This is a genomic window from Pseudomonas sp. Eqa60 (assembly GCF_018326405.1).
In the GTDB taxonomy this organism is placed as follows: Bacteria; Pseudomonadota; Gammaproteobacteria; order Pseudomonadales; family Pseudomonadaceae; genus Aquipseudomonas; species Aquipseudomonas protegens.
In genome coordinates this window covers 6,341,174-6,356,965 of record NZ_AP024342.1, presented here as the reverse complement: position 1 = coordinate 6,356,965, position 15,792 = coordinate 6,341,174, and the positions used below count along the sequence as shown (strand labels likewise).

The following is a 15,792-nucleotide window of genomic DNA, read 5'->3' as shown; positions in this document are numbered from 1 at the left end:
ATCTCGCGAGCCTCATGGATTTCGCGTCGCCTGCTTCGCCGGCAAGCCAGCTCCTGGCGATGAACTGTCCGTAAGCCAACATCGAGGCCTGCATGTCTTTTGATCTCGCCGCGCGCCTTGCTGCCCGCCGTGCCGAACACCTCTATCGCCAGCGCCCGCTGCTGCAGAGCCCCCAGGGGCCGCAAGTGGTGGTCGACGGTCAGCCATTGCTGGCCTTTTGTAACAACGACTACCTGGGCCTGGCCAACCATCCGCAAGTGATCGAAGCCTGGCGTTCCGGTGCCAGCCGCTGGGGCGTGGGCGGTGGTGCTTCCCATCTGGTGATCGGCCACAGCACGCCCCATCACGCACTGGAAGAGGCGCTGGCCGAACTCACTGGCCGCCCTCGGGCGCTGTTGTTTACCACCGGCTACATGGCCAACCTAGGGGCGGTGACGGCGCTGGTGGGGCAGGGCGATACGGTGCTGGAGGATCGTCTCAACCACGCGTCGCTGCTCGATGCGGGGCTGCTTTCCGGCGCGCGCTTCAACCGCTATCTGCACAACGATGCGCACAGCCTGGCCAATCGTCTGGAAAAGGCCACCGGCAATACCCTGGTGGTCACCGATGGGGTGTTCAGCATGGACGGCGATGTCGCCGACCTGCCGGCCCTGGCTCGGGCAACCAAGGCCCGTGGCGCCTGGCTGATGGTGGACGATGCCCATGGTTTCGGGGCGCTGGGGGCCAATGGCGGCGGGCTGGTGGAGCATTTCGGCCTGGGGCTGGATGAGGTGCCGGTACTGGTGGGCACCCTGGGCAAGGCTTTCGGCACCGCCGGAGCCTTTGTCGCCGGCAGCGAGGATCTGATCGAGAGCCTGATCCAGTTTGCCCGGCCTTATATCTACACCACCAGCCAGCCGCCAGCCCTGGCCTGCGCCACCCTGAAAAGCCTGGAGCTGCTGCGCAGCGAGCATTGGCGGCGCGAGCACCTGGCGGCCTTGATCCGTCAATTCCGCCAGGGCGCCGAGCAGATCGGCCTGCAGCTGATGGACAGTTTCACCCCGATCCAGCCGATCCTGGTGGGCGACAGTGCTCGGGCCGTGCGCCTGTCGCAGATGCTGCGTGAACGGGGAGTCATGGTCAGCGCCATTCGCCCGCCTACCGTGCCGGCCGGCAGCGCGCGGCTGCGGGTGACCTTGTCCGCGGCCCACAGCGAGGCCCAGGTGCAGCTATTGTTAAGCGCGTTGGCAGACTGTTTCAGAGAACTGCAAGCGGAGCCGAGCCATGCGTGATCGACTGATTCTGTTGCCGGGCTGGGGCTTGGGCGTGTCGCCGCTGGAACCTCTGGCGGCGGCCTTGCAGGGGCTGGATGAACACTTGCGGGTGGAGATCGAGCCCTTGCCGGAGTTGACCTCCAGCGACCCGCAGGACTGGCTGGACGAACTCGATGACGCCGTGCCGGACAATGCCTGGCTGGGTGGCTGGTCCCTCGGCGGCATGCTGGCTTCGGAACTGGCGGCGCGCCGTGGTGAGCGCTGCTGCGGCCTGCTGACCCTGGCCAGCAATCCCAGTTTTGTCGCCCATGAACAATGGGCCAGTGCCATGGCCGGGGAAACCTTCGACGGCTTCCTGGCCGGCTGCGCGGCCGATCCGCGAACCACCCTCAAGCGTTTTGCCTTGCTCTGCGCCCAGGGCGCCGCGGACACGCGAGGCCTGTCGCGGTTGCTCCTGAGCGGCGCGCCGACCACGGCGCCGGCGGTGCTGATGGCCGGGCTGGAGTTGCTGGCGCAGTTGGATACCCGCGAAGCCTTGCAAGGCTTTCGCGGGCCGCAGTTGCACTTGTTTGCCGGGCTCGATGCTCTGGTGCCTGCCGAGGCGGCCGGTGAATTGCTGGCCTTGCTGCCGGATATTGAAGTTGGCCTGATTGAACACGCCAGCCACGGATTTCTCCTGGAGGACCCCCATGGAGTGGCGGGAGCGATCCAGGCTTTCTTGCATGAGTCCGGTGATGACTGATCTTTCTCTGACTGCCTTTCCCGGTCGCCTGCCTGACAAGCGCCAGGTCGCGGCTTCGTTCTCCCGCGCGGCGGCCAGCTACGACAGTGTCGCGGAGCTGCAGCGTGCGGTCGGGCAACAATTGCTCAGCCGTCTGCCCCCGGGCCTTGAGCCACGGTGCTGGCTGGACCTGGGCTGCGGCACCGGGCATTTCAGCCGGGTGCTGGGGCAGCGTTTCCGTGCTGCCCAGGGGCTGGCCCTGGATATTGCCGAGGGCATGCTCAATCACGCCCGGCCTTTGGGTGGCGCGGACCATTTCATCGCCGGGGATGCTGAACGCCTGCCGTTGCAAGGCGACAGTTGCCAATTGATCTTCTCCAGCCTGGCGGTGCAGTGGTGCGACGATTTCTCTGCTGTGCTCAGTGAGGCTATGCGGGTGCTCAAGCCGGGCGGCGTGCTGGCTTTTGCCAGCCTGTGCGTGGGTACTTTGCAGGAACTGCGCGAAAGTTGGGCGCAGGTCGATGGCCAGGTTCACGTCAATCGCTTCCGTGAGTTCGAACATTATCGACAGCTGTGTGAAGCCAGTGGCTTGCAAGTGCGCAGTCTGGAAAAGGCGCCCCATGTCCTGTATTACCCGGATGTGCGCAGCCTGACCCATGATTTGAAAGCCCTGGGCGCGCACAACCTCAATCCCGGACGCCCGGGCGGCTTGACCGGACGGGCGCGGATCGCCGGGTTGATCGATGCCTACGAGGGTTTCCGACAGGCCAAGGGCCTGCCGGCGACTTATCAAGTGGTCTATGCCGTGCTGGAGAAACCGCTATGAGCCCTGCCTACTTCATTACGGGTACCGATACCGATGTGGGGAAAACCACCATTGCGGCCGGCTTGCTGCATGCGGCGCGTCTGGCCGGCCTGAGTACTGCTGCGGGCAAGCCGGTGGCTTCGGGTTGCGAGCTGACGGCCAAGGGCCTGCGTAACGCCGATGCCCTGGCATTGCAGGCGCAGTCTTCGTTGCCGTTGGCCTATGCAGAAGTGAATCCGGTTGCCTTCGAACCGGCCATCGCCCCTCATCTGGCAGCGCGAGAGGCCGGGGTTGCGCTGACCGTGCAGTCGCTGTTGACGCCCATGCGCCATCTGCTGGCCAAGGGCGCGGACTTCACGCTGATTGAAGGCGCGGGTGGTTGGCGGGTCCCCCTGGCAGACCAGGACAATCTGTCGGATCTGGCCATGGCGCTGGGGTTGCCGGTGATCCTGGTGGTGGGCGTGCGTCTGGGTTGCATCAATCATGCGTTGCTGACGGCCGAAGCCATCGCTCAGGACGGCCTGCAACTGGCGGGGTGGGTGGCCAATATCATCGATCCAAAGACCTCTCGTCTGGAGGAAAACCTCGCAACCCTGGCCGAGCGCTTGCCGGCCCCGTGCCTGGGCAGGGTGCCGAAACTCAAGCCGGCCAGCGCCGAGGCGGTGGCCGAGCATTTGCAACTGGATCTGCTGGACTAGATTTTGCCTATTGCAAGGCATATTGCCATTAGTGTTTTTGACGGGTGTTTTCTTGACGGGTCTGCTTCAATGACACCTGTCACTCATTCTCAAGGTCGAGTTCTCCCATGCAAATCTCCGGGAACACCGCTTTCTACGCCGGGCTGAACGCTATCCAGACCGGGCAGAATCGCGTCGATCAAGCCGCCGGCCAGATTGCCAGCACTGCAGTTGAACGCTCTGCCGGCAGCCAGTCGTCGGATGTTCAGGTTGACCGCCTGCGCGCTGTGGATCGCAGCCAGGAATCGGATCTGGCCAGCAGCATGGTGGAGATGTCCATGGGCAAGATCCAGGCAGAACTGGGCGTCAATGTCGCCAAGGCCTCGGATGAAGTCCTCGGCACCCTGATCGATACCTACGCCTGATTACCCTCTGCAAAAGCCCGGCCTCCCAGAGAGACCGGGCTTTTTCATGCCTTTTCTGTTGATAGCGGCTCTCGCTGATTCCTTTCCCTGACTGATTGCCGGTGCGTCGGCTCCTACACTTCATGGCAGTGCCGTGGGTGTTCGCCTGCGTATGCATTTTGTTTCGATGACGAAAGGCATTGGCGCGACGCTTGACAAGATTTGGGCGTAAACGTATGTTTCAAACAACTGTTTGACCGCTATAAAAACTCAACGCGGTTGTTCATTCCCGGTTACATCAGCAGAGGTTTATCGCTATGCCTGACTACAAGGCCCCCTTGCGTGATATTCGCTTCGTTCGTGACGAGCTGCTCGGCTATGAGGCGCATTATCAGAGCCTCCCGGCTTGCCAGGACGCCACTCCGGACATGGTTGACGCCATTCTCGAGGAAGGTGCCAAGTTTTGTGAGCAGGTGCTGGCTCCGCTGAACCGTGTGGGCGACCTGGAAGGTTGCACCTGGAGTGAATCCGGCGTTAAGACCCCTACCGGCTTCAAGGAAGCCTACAAGCAATTCGTCGAAGGCGGCTGGCCAAGCCTGGCTCACGACGTTGAGCACGGTGGTCAGGGCCTGCCTGAATCCCTGGGCCTGGCGGTCAGCGAAATGGTTGGCGAAGCCAACTGGTCGTGGGGCATGTACCCTGGCCTGTCCCATGGCGCGATGAACACCATTTCCGAACACGGTACTGCCGAGCAGCAAGAGGCCTACCTGACCAAGCTGGTGTCCGGCGAGTGGACCGGCACCATGTGCCTGACCGAGCCGCACTGCGGCACCGACCTGGGCATGCTGCGCACCAAGGCCGAACCTCAGGCCGATGGTTCCTACAAAGTCACTGGCACCAAGATCTTCATCTCTGCCGGTGAACACGATATGGCCGACAACATCGTCCACATCGTTCTGGCCCGCCTGCCGGACGCACCGGCCGGTACCAAGGGTATTTCGCTGTTCATCGTGCCCAAGTTCCTGCCTAACGCTGATGGCAGCGTAGGTCAGCGCAACGCCGTGAGCTGTGGTTCCCTGGAGCACAAGATGGGGATCCACGGTAACGCCACCTGCGTGATGAACTTCGACGCGGCCACCGGTTTCCTCATCGGCCCGGCGAACAAAGGCCTGAACTGCATGTTCACCTTCATGAACACCGCGCGCCTGGGTACCGCTCTGCAAGGCCTGGCCCATGCCGAAATCGGCTTCCAGGGCGGCCTGAAGTACGCTCGCGATCGCCTGCAAATGCGCTCCCTGACTGGCCCGAAAGCGCCGGACAAGGCTGCCGACCCGATCATCGTGCACCCTGACGTGCGCCGCATGCTGCTGACCATGAAGGCCTTCGCCGAAGGCAACCGGGCAATGGTCTACTTCACTGCCAAGCAGGTCGATATCGTCAAGTACGGTGTGGATGAAGAAGAGAAGAAGAAAGCCGACGCACTGCTGGCGTTCATGACTCCGATCGCCAAGGCGTTCATGACTGAAGTTGGTTTTGAATCCGCCAACCACGGTGTGCAGATCTATGGCGGCCACGGCTTCATCGCCGAGTGGGGCATGGAGCAGAACGTTCGCGACAGCCGTATCTCGATGCTGTACGAAGGCACCACCGGTATCCAGGCACTCGACCTGCTGGGCCGTAAAGTGCTGATGACTCAGGGCGAGGCTCTGAAAGGCTTTACCAAGATCGTCCACAAGTTCTGCCAGAACAACGAAGGCAACGAAGCCGTCAAGGAATTCGTCGCACCCCTGGCTGCACTGAACAAAGAATGGGGCGAGCTGACCATGAAGGTCGGTATGGCTGCCATGAAAGATCGCGAAGAAGTCGGCGCGGCCTCCGTGGACTACCTGATGTACTCCGGTTATGCCTGCCTGGCCTACTTCTGGGCCGACATGGCACGCCTGGCGGCAGAAAAGCTGGCAGCCGGCACCACCGAAGAGGCGTTCTACACCGCCAAGCTGCAGACTGCGCGTTTCTACTTCCAGCGCATCCTGCCGCGTACCCGCACTCACGTTGCAACCATGCTTTCGGGTGCCAACAACCTGATGGACATGAAGGAAGAAGACTTCGGCCTGGCTTACTAAGCCCGACCGCAGTGGTTCGAAAAGCCGTTCGCCCCTTGGGGCGAGCGGTTTTTTTATGCCCGCAGAATCTTCATGAAAATTCCCGACTAAATCGCTAAGCAGAAGCGATTTCCTGCCGTTAAAGAGATGGCAATGTGATGTCCATCACACCGCGTGTGCTTAACTTCAACAAATGAAGGCACAATGCCATTCATTGATCAGCCGGGTCGGAGTTTTACCCTTGCCGCGTTCTTTCGCTGTACGTTTCAGTCACTTTGTACCGTCTTTACTGCTTCTGCTTGCGGGGCTGGCGGCCGCCTACGTCAAGGACCTCAACGTCTTCTTCACCTCGCTGTTCAACGTGCTGCCAACCTTGGTGCTGTTGCTGGGCGGGGCGTATTGTGCGGTGTATCGGCGCCAGCGCGAACTGTTCTTGATGGTCACCGTGTACATCGCCTATTTCCTGCTGGACACCCAGACCGACTACTACCGGGACAACGGCAGGGTCCGGGAAGACGCGGCGGTGGTGTTCCATCTCTGCTGCCTGTTGCTGCCCCTGTTGTTCGGCCTGTTCGCTGCCTGGCAGGAGCGCACGCACCTGTTCCAGGACATGGTGGCGCGTTTTGCCGTGCTGCTGGCTTTCGGCAGTGTGGCTCTGGGGCTCGAGCAGAGTTACCCGCAGGCTCTGCTGAACTGGTTGGCGGAGATCCGCTGGCCGGCCCTGCATGGCAGTTGGATGAGTTTGATCCAGTTGTCGTATCCAGTGTTCTTCGCAGCCTTCCTGCTGCTGGCGATCCAGTACTGGCGCAGCCCGCGTCCGCTGCACGCGGCGCAGCTGGTGGGGCTTCTGGGGCTGTTCTGGATGCTGCCCAAGACCTTCATCCTGCCGTTCACCCTGAACATCATGTGCAGCCAGGTGATGCTGATGATCGCTGCTGCTGTCGCCCACGAGGCCTACCAGATGGCGTTCCGCGACGAGCTGACCGGCCTGCCGGGACGTCGGGCGCTTAATGAGCGCATGCAGCGCCTGGGGCGCAACTATGTGCTGGCGATGACCGACGTCGATCACTTCAAGAAATTCAATGACACCCACGGGCACGATGTGGGCGACCAGGTGTTGCGCCTGGTGGCCAGCAAGCTCTCGAAAGTCACCGGGGGCGGCCGGGCCTACCGTTACGGAGGCGAGGAGTTTGCCGTGGTGTTCGCCGGCAAGACCATGGACGAATGCATGCCGCATCTGGAGATGATTCGCGAGATCATCGCCACCTACAACATTCAACTGCGTAATCAGGACAACCGCCCTCAGGACGACCAGCAGGGTCGCCAGCGTCGCGGTGTCGCTGCCGCGTCCAGTGTCTCGGTGACCATCAGTATCGGCGTCGCCGAGCGGCTGGCAGAGCACCGGACTCCGGAGGAAGTGCTCAAGGCTGCAGACCAGGCGCTCTACAGCGCCAAGGGGGCGGGGCGTAACTGTGTCATTGCATTCGGGCAGAACCGCCGCGGTGCGGTGCGCATGGATACAGCTGCGGGTTGAGTGATGATGGCGCATTCAGCGCCTGCACAGTCATTGGCAGGCTGAGGGCGGCGGCAGTAGGTTGGTCTGATCTGCTGCCGGAGAAACCACCATGCCCGAGTATCAAGCCCCCTTGCGCGACATGCGCTTTCTGATCGATCACGTCTTCGACTTTCATGCCAGTTACGCGGCGTTGGGGGCCACTGACGCCAGCCCGGACATGGTCAGTGCCATCCTCGAGGAAGGCGCGAAATTCTGCGAAAACGTCCTGGCCCCGTTGAACCGTTCCGGTGACGAGGAAGGTTGCCACTTTGATAACGGCGTGGTCACCACGCCCAAGGGCTTCAAGCAGGCTTTCGCCCAGTACGTTGAAGGCGGCTGGCACGGGTTGGCCGCCGATCCGGCCTATGGCGGCCAGGGACTGCCCCACTCGCTGGGGCTGGTGATCAGCGAGATGGTGGGCTCCAGCAACACCTCCTGGGGCATGTACCCGGGCCTGACCCACGGTGCCATGTCGGCTATTCATGCCCACGGCAGCGCGGAACAGAAGCAGTTGTACCTGGGCAAGCTCACCGCCGGGCAATGGACCGGCACCATGTGCCTGACCGAAGCCCATTGCGGCACTGATCTTGGCATCATCAAGACTCGCGCGGTGCCCCAGGCAGACGGCAGCTATGCGGTGACGGGGAGCAAGATCTTCATCTCCGCCGGCGAGCACGACATGAGCGAGAACATCGTTCACCTGGTGTTGGCCAAGCTGCCGGACGCGCCGGCCGGAACCAAGGGTATTTCGCTGTTCATCGTGCCCAAGTTCCTGCCGGATGCGGCAGGTGAGGCCGGCGAGCGCAATGGCGTGAGCTGCGGCTCCATCGAGCACAAGATGGGGATCAAGGCGTCCGCGACCTGTGTACTGAACTTCGACGGTGCCAGGGGCTTTCTGATTGGTCAGGCCAACAAAGGCCTGAACTGCATGTTCACCATGATGAACCACGCCCGCCTGGGGACCGGAATGCAGGGCCTGTGTCTGGGCGAAACCAGCTTCCAGGGGGCGATCAGATACGCCAACGATCGTTTGCAGATGCGGTCGCTGACCGGCCCCAAGTCTCCGGACAAGGCGGCGGACCCGATCATCGTCCACCCTGATGTGCGGCGCATGCTGCTGACCATGAAGGCGTTCAACGAAGGCAACCGGGCCCTGGCCTACTTCACCGCCCAGTTGCTGGATGTGGCGCATCTGAGCCGCGATGAAGCCCAGCGCCAGGACGCCGAGAACCTCCTGGCGTTCCTCACCCCGATCTGCAAGGCCTTCATGACCGAGACCGGGCTGGAAGTGACCAACCACGGCATGCAGGTGTTCGGCGGTCATGGGTTTATTCGCGAATGGGGCATGGAGCAGTTGGTACGTGATTGCCGCATTGCGCCGATCTATGAAGGTACCAATGGCATCCAGGCCCTGGACCTGCTGGGCCGCAAGGTGCTGGGCAGCCAGGGCAAGCTGCTGCTGGGCTTTACCCGGATTGTGCACAAGTTCTGCAGCGCGCATGCCGAGCATCCGCAGCTCCAGGCTTATGTCGCGCAACTCGATGCCTTGAACCGTCAGTGGGGCGAGTTGACCACCAAGGTCGGCATGGCAGCCATGAACAACCCCGACGAAGTGGGGGCCGCGGCTTTGGATTACCTGATGTACAGCGGCTACATCGTCCTGGCCTATTTCTGGTTGCGCATGGCTCTGGTCGCCCAGCAGCAACTGGACGCCGGGCAGGGCGACCAGGACTTCGCCACCGCCAAGCTGATCACCTGCGAGTTCTATTTCAAGCGCCTGCTGCCCCGTACGGGGGCTCATCGGGCGGCCATCGAGGCCGGCAGTGATTGCCTGATGAAGCTTCCCGCGCAGTTGTTCGCCTTGTAACTGCTAGGGCGGCACGAACAAAGCCCGCTGCTGCGGGTTTTTTCGTGCTTGGGAATATCTGTGACTAAAAATTACATAAAGGTCACTAGTTGACCCTATGTGTCGCAAAAGTTGTTCGGGTACACTCTGGTTTTCTAAATGGGTCCGTTTCGGCCCGCTTTTTTAGTTCTTGCGAGGTTTGCCATGGCTGACTACAAAGCGCCCTTGCGCGATATGCGCTTCGTCCTCAATGAAGTTTTCGAGGTCGCCAAACTCTGGGCCCAGTTGCCGGCTCTGGCTGAGACTGTGGATGTCGAGACGGTCGAGGCGATTCTGGAGGAAGCGGGCAAAGTCACCGCCAGAAGCATCGCTCCGCTGAGTCGCGGTGCCGACGAGGAAGGTTGCCACTGGGACAACACCGTGGTGACCACCCCTGAAGGTTTCCCACAGGCCTATCAGACCTACGCCGAAGGTGGCTGGGTCGGCGTGGGTGGCGATCCCGAGTTCGGCGGCATGGGCATGCCCAAGGCGGTATCGGCCCAGGTCGAGGAAATGGTCAACTCCGCGAGCCTGGCCTTTGGCCTGTACCCGATGCTGACTGCCGGGGCCTGCCTGTCGATCAACGCCCATGCCAGCGAAGAGCTGAAAGCCACCTACCTGCCGAACATGTATGCCGGTGTCTGGGCAGGCTCCATGTGCCTGACCGAGCCCCATGCCGGTACCGATCTGGGGATTATCCGCACCAAGGCCGAGCCTCGGGCCGACGGTTCCTATGCCATCAGCGGAACCAAGATCTTCATTACCGGTGGTGAGCACGACCTGACGGAAAACATCATTCACCTGGTGCTGGCCAAGCTGCCGGATGCGCCGGCTGGTCCCAAGGGTATTTCCCTGTTCCTGGTGCCCAAGTTCATGGTCAATGCCGATGGCAGCCTGGGCGAGCGCAACCCGGTGACCTGTGGTTCGATCGAGCACAAGATGGGCATCCAGGCTTCGGCCACGTGCGTGATGAACTTCGATCAGGCCATCGGTTACCTGGTGGGTGAACCGAACAAGGGCCTGGCGGCCATGTTCACCATGATGAACTACGAGCGTTTGGGGGTAGGTATCCAGGGGCTGGCCACTGGCGAGCGTTCCTACCAGAACGCTATTGAATATGCCCGTGATCGCCTGCAGAGCCGCTCGCCTACCGGCCCGCAAGCCAAGGACAAGGTAGCCGACCCGATCATTGTGCACCCGGATGTGCGGCGCATGCTGCTGACCATGAAGGCTGCAAACGAAGGCGGCCGGGCATTTTCCACCTATGTGGCGATGCAATTGGATACCGCCAAGTTCAGCGAAGATCCGGATACCCGCAAGCGCGCGGAAAGCCTGGTGGCTTTGCTGACCCCGGTGGCCAAGGCTTTCCTGACCGACCTGGGTCTGGAAACCACGGTTCATGGCCAGCAGATATTCGGCGGCCACGGCTATATCCGTGAGTGGGGCCAGGAACAACTGGTACGCGATGTACGGATTACCCAGATCTACGAGGGCACCAACGGTATCCAGGCTCTGGATCTGGTGGGACGCAAGATCGTCGGGAGCGGCGGTGCGTTCTATAAGCTGTTTGCCGACGAGATCCGCCATTTCACCGCTACGGCGGATGAGCAATGGGGGGAGTTCACCCGCCCGCTGAACGCGGCGCTGGACAATCTGGATGAGCTGACCGCCTGGGTATTGGACCGGTCCGCCAGCAACCCCAACGAAATCGGGGCAGCGTCGGTGGAATACCTGCAGGTATTTGGCTACACCGCCTACGCCTACATGTGGGCACTGATGGCCAAGGCTGCGTTGGGCAAGGAGCAGGAAGACGACTTCTATGCCAGCAAACTGGGGACGGCGCGGTTCTACTTCGCCCGCCTGCTGCCGCGTATCCACTCGCTTAGCGCCTCGGTCAAGGCCGGTAGCGAATCGCTGTTCCTGTTGCAGGCTGAGCAGTTTTAACCAGCAAGGGCGTTTGTAAGTCATCTCTTACATAACGTGCTGCTGATCGTCCATATCGGTAGATGACGGCTGAAGCTAATCTACTTCACATGGACGTCGCGCAGGAAGCGCAAAGCAACAACACGGACACGTAGGATTCCGCCAGGATGGTGGAGTGAAAAGGATGTCAGGGAAACAGTCTGCAAAGCCCCGCTTCGGCGGGGTTTTCTTTTGTCCGGGTTTTTTATTTTGGCAGGCTTATCCCGGCACCTCCACGGCGGAAGTTCCCCCCAGGCGCGGCTCCTGCGCATTCATCGAGTCTTCCAACAAGCTGCGCAGCAGCTCCAGCGTCCCCTGTTGACGCTGCAGATCCCGGCAGACCAACCCCACCTTTAGCGGCACCCTGGGCTCGCTCAGCGGTTTCCACAACAGTTCCTTGTTGCCGTGCTGCTGTTGGGAGCGCCCGGGAAGCACGGTGGCCAGCCGTGTATGGGGCAGGCTGTCGAGAATCCCGGCCATGTTGTTCAGCTCCGCCTGCACCTGCGGGCGCCGCCCCAGATTGGCCAGTTGAGCCTGCCAGATCTGGCGGATCTGGAACTCCTCTCCCAACAACAGCATCGGCAACTCTGCTGCCTGGCTCATGGAGACCTTCTTGAACTCGCGCAGCGGATGCTGCTCCGGGATGACCAGAGTCAGTTCATCTTCGTACAGCGGTACCCCATGCAGACCTGGCTGGCGTGGCGGCAAGTAGCTGATGCCGATATCCAGCGAGCCATTGAGCAGGCGTCTTTCGATCTCCAGGCCGGTCAATTCATAGATCTGCACCACAAGATGGGGCTGGGCCTTGCGTACACGCTCAAGCATCTGCGGCACCAGGCTGGTATGCACGGTTTGCAGTACGCCGATCGCCAAGGTGCGCAGCGCCTGGCCCTTGAAGTTGCGCAAGGCTTCGCGGGCCTGTTGCAAGCCGTCGAGCAGGGGCAGGGCGTGGTTGTACAGCGTATGCGCCGCCAGTGTCGGCAACAGGCGTTTACTGCTGCGCTCGAACAGGCTGACGTCGAGGTTCTGTTCCAGCTGGCGGATCTGCTGGGAAAGCGCCGGTTGCGAGATCGACAGCCGTTCGGCGGCACGTCCCACATGACCTTCTTCATACACCGCGACGAAATAACGCAGCTGCTTAAAATCCATAAGTATTTCTTATCGAAAAAGCTTAAAAAACGAAATGGCCCGAAGCCCCGGAGGGGCCTAGTCTAGCGCCTATTCACAAGGCTTACAGGGCCACGAAGGGCGATGAATACCGTTTACGTCGATGGTGTTTACATAGGCAAGGCAAAAAATCTCGGCCAGGGTCTGGTCAGCGACACTGACAAGTACCCGGTTGCCAACCGACTCTGGTTGTGGCCACAAGGCCTGGGCAGCGATGAGCACGGCGATCCGCGCTTTCACACCGGTCCCGAGCGCGCCTTGCATCATTACCCCGCTGAACACTATGACCACTGGCGCAAACGTTACCCACAGTTCGCCTGGTGCGCGCCGGCCTTCGGTGAAAACCTGTCCACCCATGGCCTCACCGAAGAACAGGTGTGCCTGGGCGATCTGTTTCGCTGGGGCGGTGCACTATTGCAGGTCAGCCAGCCGCGTTCGCCCTGCTATCGCCTGAGCCATCGCTGGGGCCTGGCCAATCTGCCGCAACAGGCCCAGGACAATGGTCGTTGCGGCTGGTTTTACCGGGTCCTCAAGCCAGGTTTCGTACAAGCGGATGAACCTTTTGAACTGATTCAGCGCAGTTACCCCGGCCTCACCGTGGCCTGGGCCCTGCGCTGTTTTTTCCAGGAACCTCTGGAGCATGCTGGCTTGAAAACCCTCATTGATTGCCCGGCGCTTTCCTCGCGCTGGCGTGATATTGCTATCAAGCGCATGCGTACTGGCCGGGTTGAAGACTGGTCCGCGCGCCTGCTGGGGCTGCCGCTGGAGGGCCTGCGGGCATGAATCTGTTCAACCTGCGCCGCACTGTGCCGAGCCTGGAAGATCTGGCCGCCGAGCCCTATGCAAACGCTTCGGCCCCGGCCTTTTCCAACGAGTGCCTGATGCCCAGTGTGCAGCGTCCCCAACCGGTCTTCGTGCGCGGCCAGGGCTCTTGGCTATGGGACAGTGAAGACCGCACTTACCTGGACTTCACCCAGGCCGGGGCCGCCAACAGTCTTGGCCACAGCCCGTCGGTCCTGGTCGCCGCGCTTGCCGAGCAGGCGCAGTCGCTGATCAACCCGGGTTCCGGGTTCTACAACCGTGGCATGCTCAAGCTGGCCGATCGCCTGTGCCGCAGCACCGGCAGCGACCAGGCCTACCTGCTGAGCAGCGGCACTGAAGCTTGCGAGGCCGCAATCAAGCTGGCGCGTAAATGGGGGCAACTGCATCGTGGCGGCGCGGCTGGCATCATCACCGCCAGCCAGAGCTGCCATGGTCGTGGCTTTGCTGCGTTGTCGGCGGCTGGCAGCGGCGCTCCGGGCAATCGTTTCGGCCCCGGGCTGCCGGGTTTCAGCCAGGTGCCGTTCAACGATCTGCCGGCTTTGCACGCGGCGGTGGATGCGCAAACCGTGGCGATCATGCTGGAGCCGATCCAGAGTGAGGCTGGTGTCATTCCGGCGACCGAGCATTACCTCAAGGGTGTCGAGCGCCTGTGCCGTGAACTGGGCATCCTGCTGATTCTCGATGAGGTCCAGACTGGCATCGGCCGCTGCGGCACCCTGCTGGCCGAACAGCTGTATGGCGTGCGTGCCGACATCATCGCTCTGGGCAAGGGGCTCGGCGGTGGCGTGCCACTGGCGGCGTTGCTGGCACGGGGCAAGGCCTGCTGTTTCGAGGCGGGCGAGCTGGATGGTACTCACCATGGCAATGCGCTGATGACCTCGGCCGGCCTGGCGGTTCTGGACAGCTTGCAGGAGCATGGCTTTCTTCAGCAGGCGCGCCATAACGGCCAGTACCTGGGGCAGGAACTGACCCGCCTGGCGAGCCGGTATGCACAGGGCCAAGTGCGGGGGCAGGGTTTGTTGTGGGGCATGACCCTGGCGGATGAGTCCGCCGACGCGGTGATCAAGGCCGCCTTGCATGAAGGCTTGCTGCTCAGCGCGCCGCAACCGGACTGCCTGCGTTTTACCCCGGCATTGAGTGTCAGCAAAGGCAATATCGACGAAATGCTCCTGCGCCTGGCTCGGGCTTTTTCCCGGGTGCGCACGGCGCAATTGCAATGTCGCAAGGGAGTGGCCGTCTGATGCGTGTACTGATCCTGCAACATTCGCCTGCCTCCGGACCGGGGCGGATCAACCAGTGGCTGCTGGAGCGGGCGAGCGCCGTGCACATCTGCCATCTGTACGCCCAGGCACGTTTGCCGCGGCTCGACAGTTTCGACCTGCTGATCGCTCTGGGTGGGCCCATGAGTGTGCACGACGAGGCCCAGACTCCGTGGCTGGCTGCGGAAAAACGCCTGTTGCGCAAGGCCCTGTCTGCCGGCAAGCGCGTGCTGGGCATCGGCCTGGGTGGCCAGCTTCTGGCGCAGGCGCTGGGAGCGCAGGTTCGCCCCAGTGCAGCGCGGGAGATTGGCTGGTGGCCTGTGGAAAAGTACCCCAACGCCCAGGACTCGCCTCTGGGGCTGGCCTTGCCGGAACGTCTGATGGCCTTTCATTGGCACGGCGAAAGCTTCGATCTGCCCAAGGGCGCGTTGCCGCTCTATCGCTCGGCGGCCTGCGATCACCAGGGCTTTATCTGGCAGGAGCGGGCCATCGGCTTGCAATGCCTGTTGCAGAGCGACTTGCACAGCATCGAGGCACTTTTGCAGGCGCGCCCCAACGGTTGGCTGAGCGCTGAACACAGCGCCGAGCCCGATAGCGTCGAGGATCAACAGGCGATTCTCGCCGGAATCCCGCATTGCAGTGGTCTGGCACCCACGCTGTTCCGGGTGCTGGATTACCTTTCCGGGCCACATGCGACCTTACGTTGACTGACTTCCTGAACCGTCTCGCGGTATAACGCATCGCCCCGTGTCCGATTTTTCGCACGGGGCGTTTTTTTATCTCCAGCTTTTTCAAACCCCTTCTTTGTTCTTGCAACCTCCTTCAAGTACCGGCTCGTTGTACGGGCGCCATGGCCATCAAGCTGTTGAGCGTGGTGCAGGGACATGGCCTCCAGATCCTCGCCCGAGTGGCAGCGCGGCCTCGAATCGCTCTGAACCCTGGCGTATGGCCAAGGTCGATTGCAGGTAAGGCTCATTCGAGCCGATTGTTATCAGGAGCTGCCCATGGACTTGATCCGCATCATCTTCGCCATTCTCTTGCCGCCCCTGGGGGTCTTCCTGCAAGTGGGGTTTGGCGGCGCTTTCTGGCTGAACATCCTGCTGACCCTGTGCGGCTACATTCCGGGGATCGTGCATGCGGTGTACATCATCGCCAAACGCTGATGGTCTGCCCGTTCCAG

At 61.8% G+C, this 15,792-nt stretch carries 14 protein-coding genes; 13 read left to right on the top strand and 1 reads right to left on the bottom strand.

Going from position 1 to position 15,792, the window contains the following annotated elements:
* The first annotated feature begins 92 nt into the window (after positions 1 to 92).
* The 9 genes from bioF to KI242_RS28800 all read left to right on the top strand — a co-directional run bounded on the left by bioF (position 93) and on the right by KI242_RS28800 (position 11,346).
* Entirely contained in the window at positions 93 to 1,271 is a 1,179-nt protein-coding gene (gene bioF / locus KI242_RS28840; RefSeq protein ID WP_212805747.1) for an 8-amino-7-oxononanoate synthase, read from the top strand.
* A complete protein-coding gene (locus tag KI242_RS28835) occupies positions 1,264 to 1,995 on the top strand; it encodes an alpha/beta fold hydrolase (RefSeq protein WP_041120124.1) in 732 nt (243 codons plus the stop codon). The genes bioF and KI242_RS28835 overlap by 8 nt, the downstream gene beginning before the upstream one ends.
* Complete coding sequence (gene bioC / locus KI242_RS28830) at positions 1,988 to 2,800, top strand: malonyl-ACP O-methyltransferase BioC (RefSeq protein WP_212805746.1); 813 nt, start codon at positions 1,988 to 1,990, stop codon at positions 2,798 to 2,800. Before KI242_RS28835 ends, bioC begins: the two co-directional genes overlap by 8 nt.
* Positions 2,797 to 3,477: a dethiobiotin synthase gene (gene bioD, locus KI242_RS28825; RefSeq protein ID WP_011063864.1), complete on the top strand. Its 681-nt coding sequence runs from the start codon at positions 2,797 to 2,799 to the stop codon at positions 3,475 to 3,477. Before bioC ends, bioD begins: the two co-directional genes overlap by 4 nt.
* Before the next feature lie 107 nt (positions 3,478 to 3,584).
* Entirely contained in the window at positions 3,585 to 3,881 is a 297-nt protein-coding gene (locus KI242_RS28820; RefSeq protein WP_011063863.1) for a hypothetical protein, read from the top strand.
* Positions 3,882 to 4,177: 296 nt separating this feature from the next.
* Positions 4,178 to 5,983, top strand: a complete 1,806-nt coding sequence (locus tag KI242_RS28815) for a phenylacyl-CoA dehydrogenase (RefSeq protein ID WP_015637270.1) — start codon at positions 4,178 to 4,180, stop codon at positions 5,981 to 5,983.
* 220 nt (positions 5,984 to 6,203) lie between these two features.
* Positions 6,204 to 7,496, top strand: coding sequence for a GGDEF domain-containing protein (locus KI242_RS28810; protein ID WP_011063861.1), 1,293 nt, complete (start codon positions 6,204 to 6,206; stop codon positions 7,494 to 7,496).
* Between the two features lie 91 nt (positions 7,497 to 7,587).
* Positions 7,588 to 9,384 carry an acyl-CoA dehydrogenase C-terminal domain-containing protein gene (locus tag KI242_RS28805; RefSeq protein ID WP_011063860.1) on the top strand — a complete coding sequence of 599 codons (1,797 nt, stop codon included), beginning with the start codon at positions 7,588 to 7,590 and terminating at the stop codon, positions 9,382 to 9,384.
* A gap of 183 nt (positions 9,385 to 9,567) precedes the next feature.
* Positions 9,568 to 11,346: an acyl-CoA dehydrogenase C-terminal domain-containing protein gene (locus tag KI242_RS28800; RefSeq protein ID WP_019094528.1), complete on the top strand. Its 1,779-nt coding sequence runs from the start codon at positions 9,568 to 9,570 to the stop codon at positions 11,344 to 11,346.
* 237 nt (positions 11,347 to 11,583) lie between these two features.
* On the opposite strand, the gene KI242_RS28795 is transcribed toward KI242_RS28800, so the two are convergent.
* Complete coding sequence (locus tag KI242_RS28795; RefSeq protein ID WP_011063858.1) at positions 11,584 to 12,513, bottom strand: LysR family transcriptional regulator; 930 nt, start codon at positions 12,511 to 12,513, stop codon at positions 11,584 to 11,586.
* 102 nt (positions 12,514 to 12,615) lie between these two features.
* Here KI242_RS28795 and KI242_RS28790 point away from each other — a divergent pair, with 102 nt between their 5' ends.
* The 4 genes from KI242_RS28790 to KI242_RS28775 all read left to right on the top strand — a co-directional run bounded on the left by KI242_RS28790 (position 12,616) and on the right by KI242_RS28775 (position 15,775).
* On the top strand, positions 12,616 to 13,314 hold the full coding sequence (locus KI242_RS28790; protein WP_015637267.1) for an MOSC domain-containing protein: 699 nt from the start codon (positions 12,616 to 12,618) through the stop codon (positions 13,312 to 13,314).
* Positions 13,311 to 14,594, top strand: coding sequence for an aminotransferase class III-fold pyridoxal phosphate-dependent enzyme (locus tag KI242_RS28785; RefSeq protein ID WP_212805745.1), 1,284 nt, complete (start codon positions 13,311 to 13,313; stop codon positions 14,592 to 14,594). Before KI242_RS28790 ends, KI242_RS28785 begins: the two co-directional genes overlap by 4 nt.
* Positions 14,594 to 15,319: a type 1 glutamine amidotransferase gene (locus KI242_RS28780; protein WP_011063855.1), complete on the top strand. Its 726-nt coding sequence runs from the start codon at positions 14,594 to 14,596 to the stop codon at positions 15,317 to 15,319. Before KI242_RS28785 ends, KI242_RS28780 begins: the two co-directional genes overlap by 1 nt.
* 297 nt (positions 15,320 to 15,616) lie before the next feature.
* Positions 15,617 to 15,775, top strand: coding sequence for a YqaE/Pmp3 family membrane protein (locus KI242_RS28775; protein WP_011063854.1), 159 nt, complete (start codon positions 15,617 to 15,619; stop codon positions 15,773 to 15,775).
* The last annotated feature ends 17 nt before the right edge of the window (positions 15,776 to 15,792 follow it).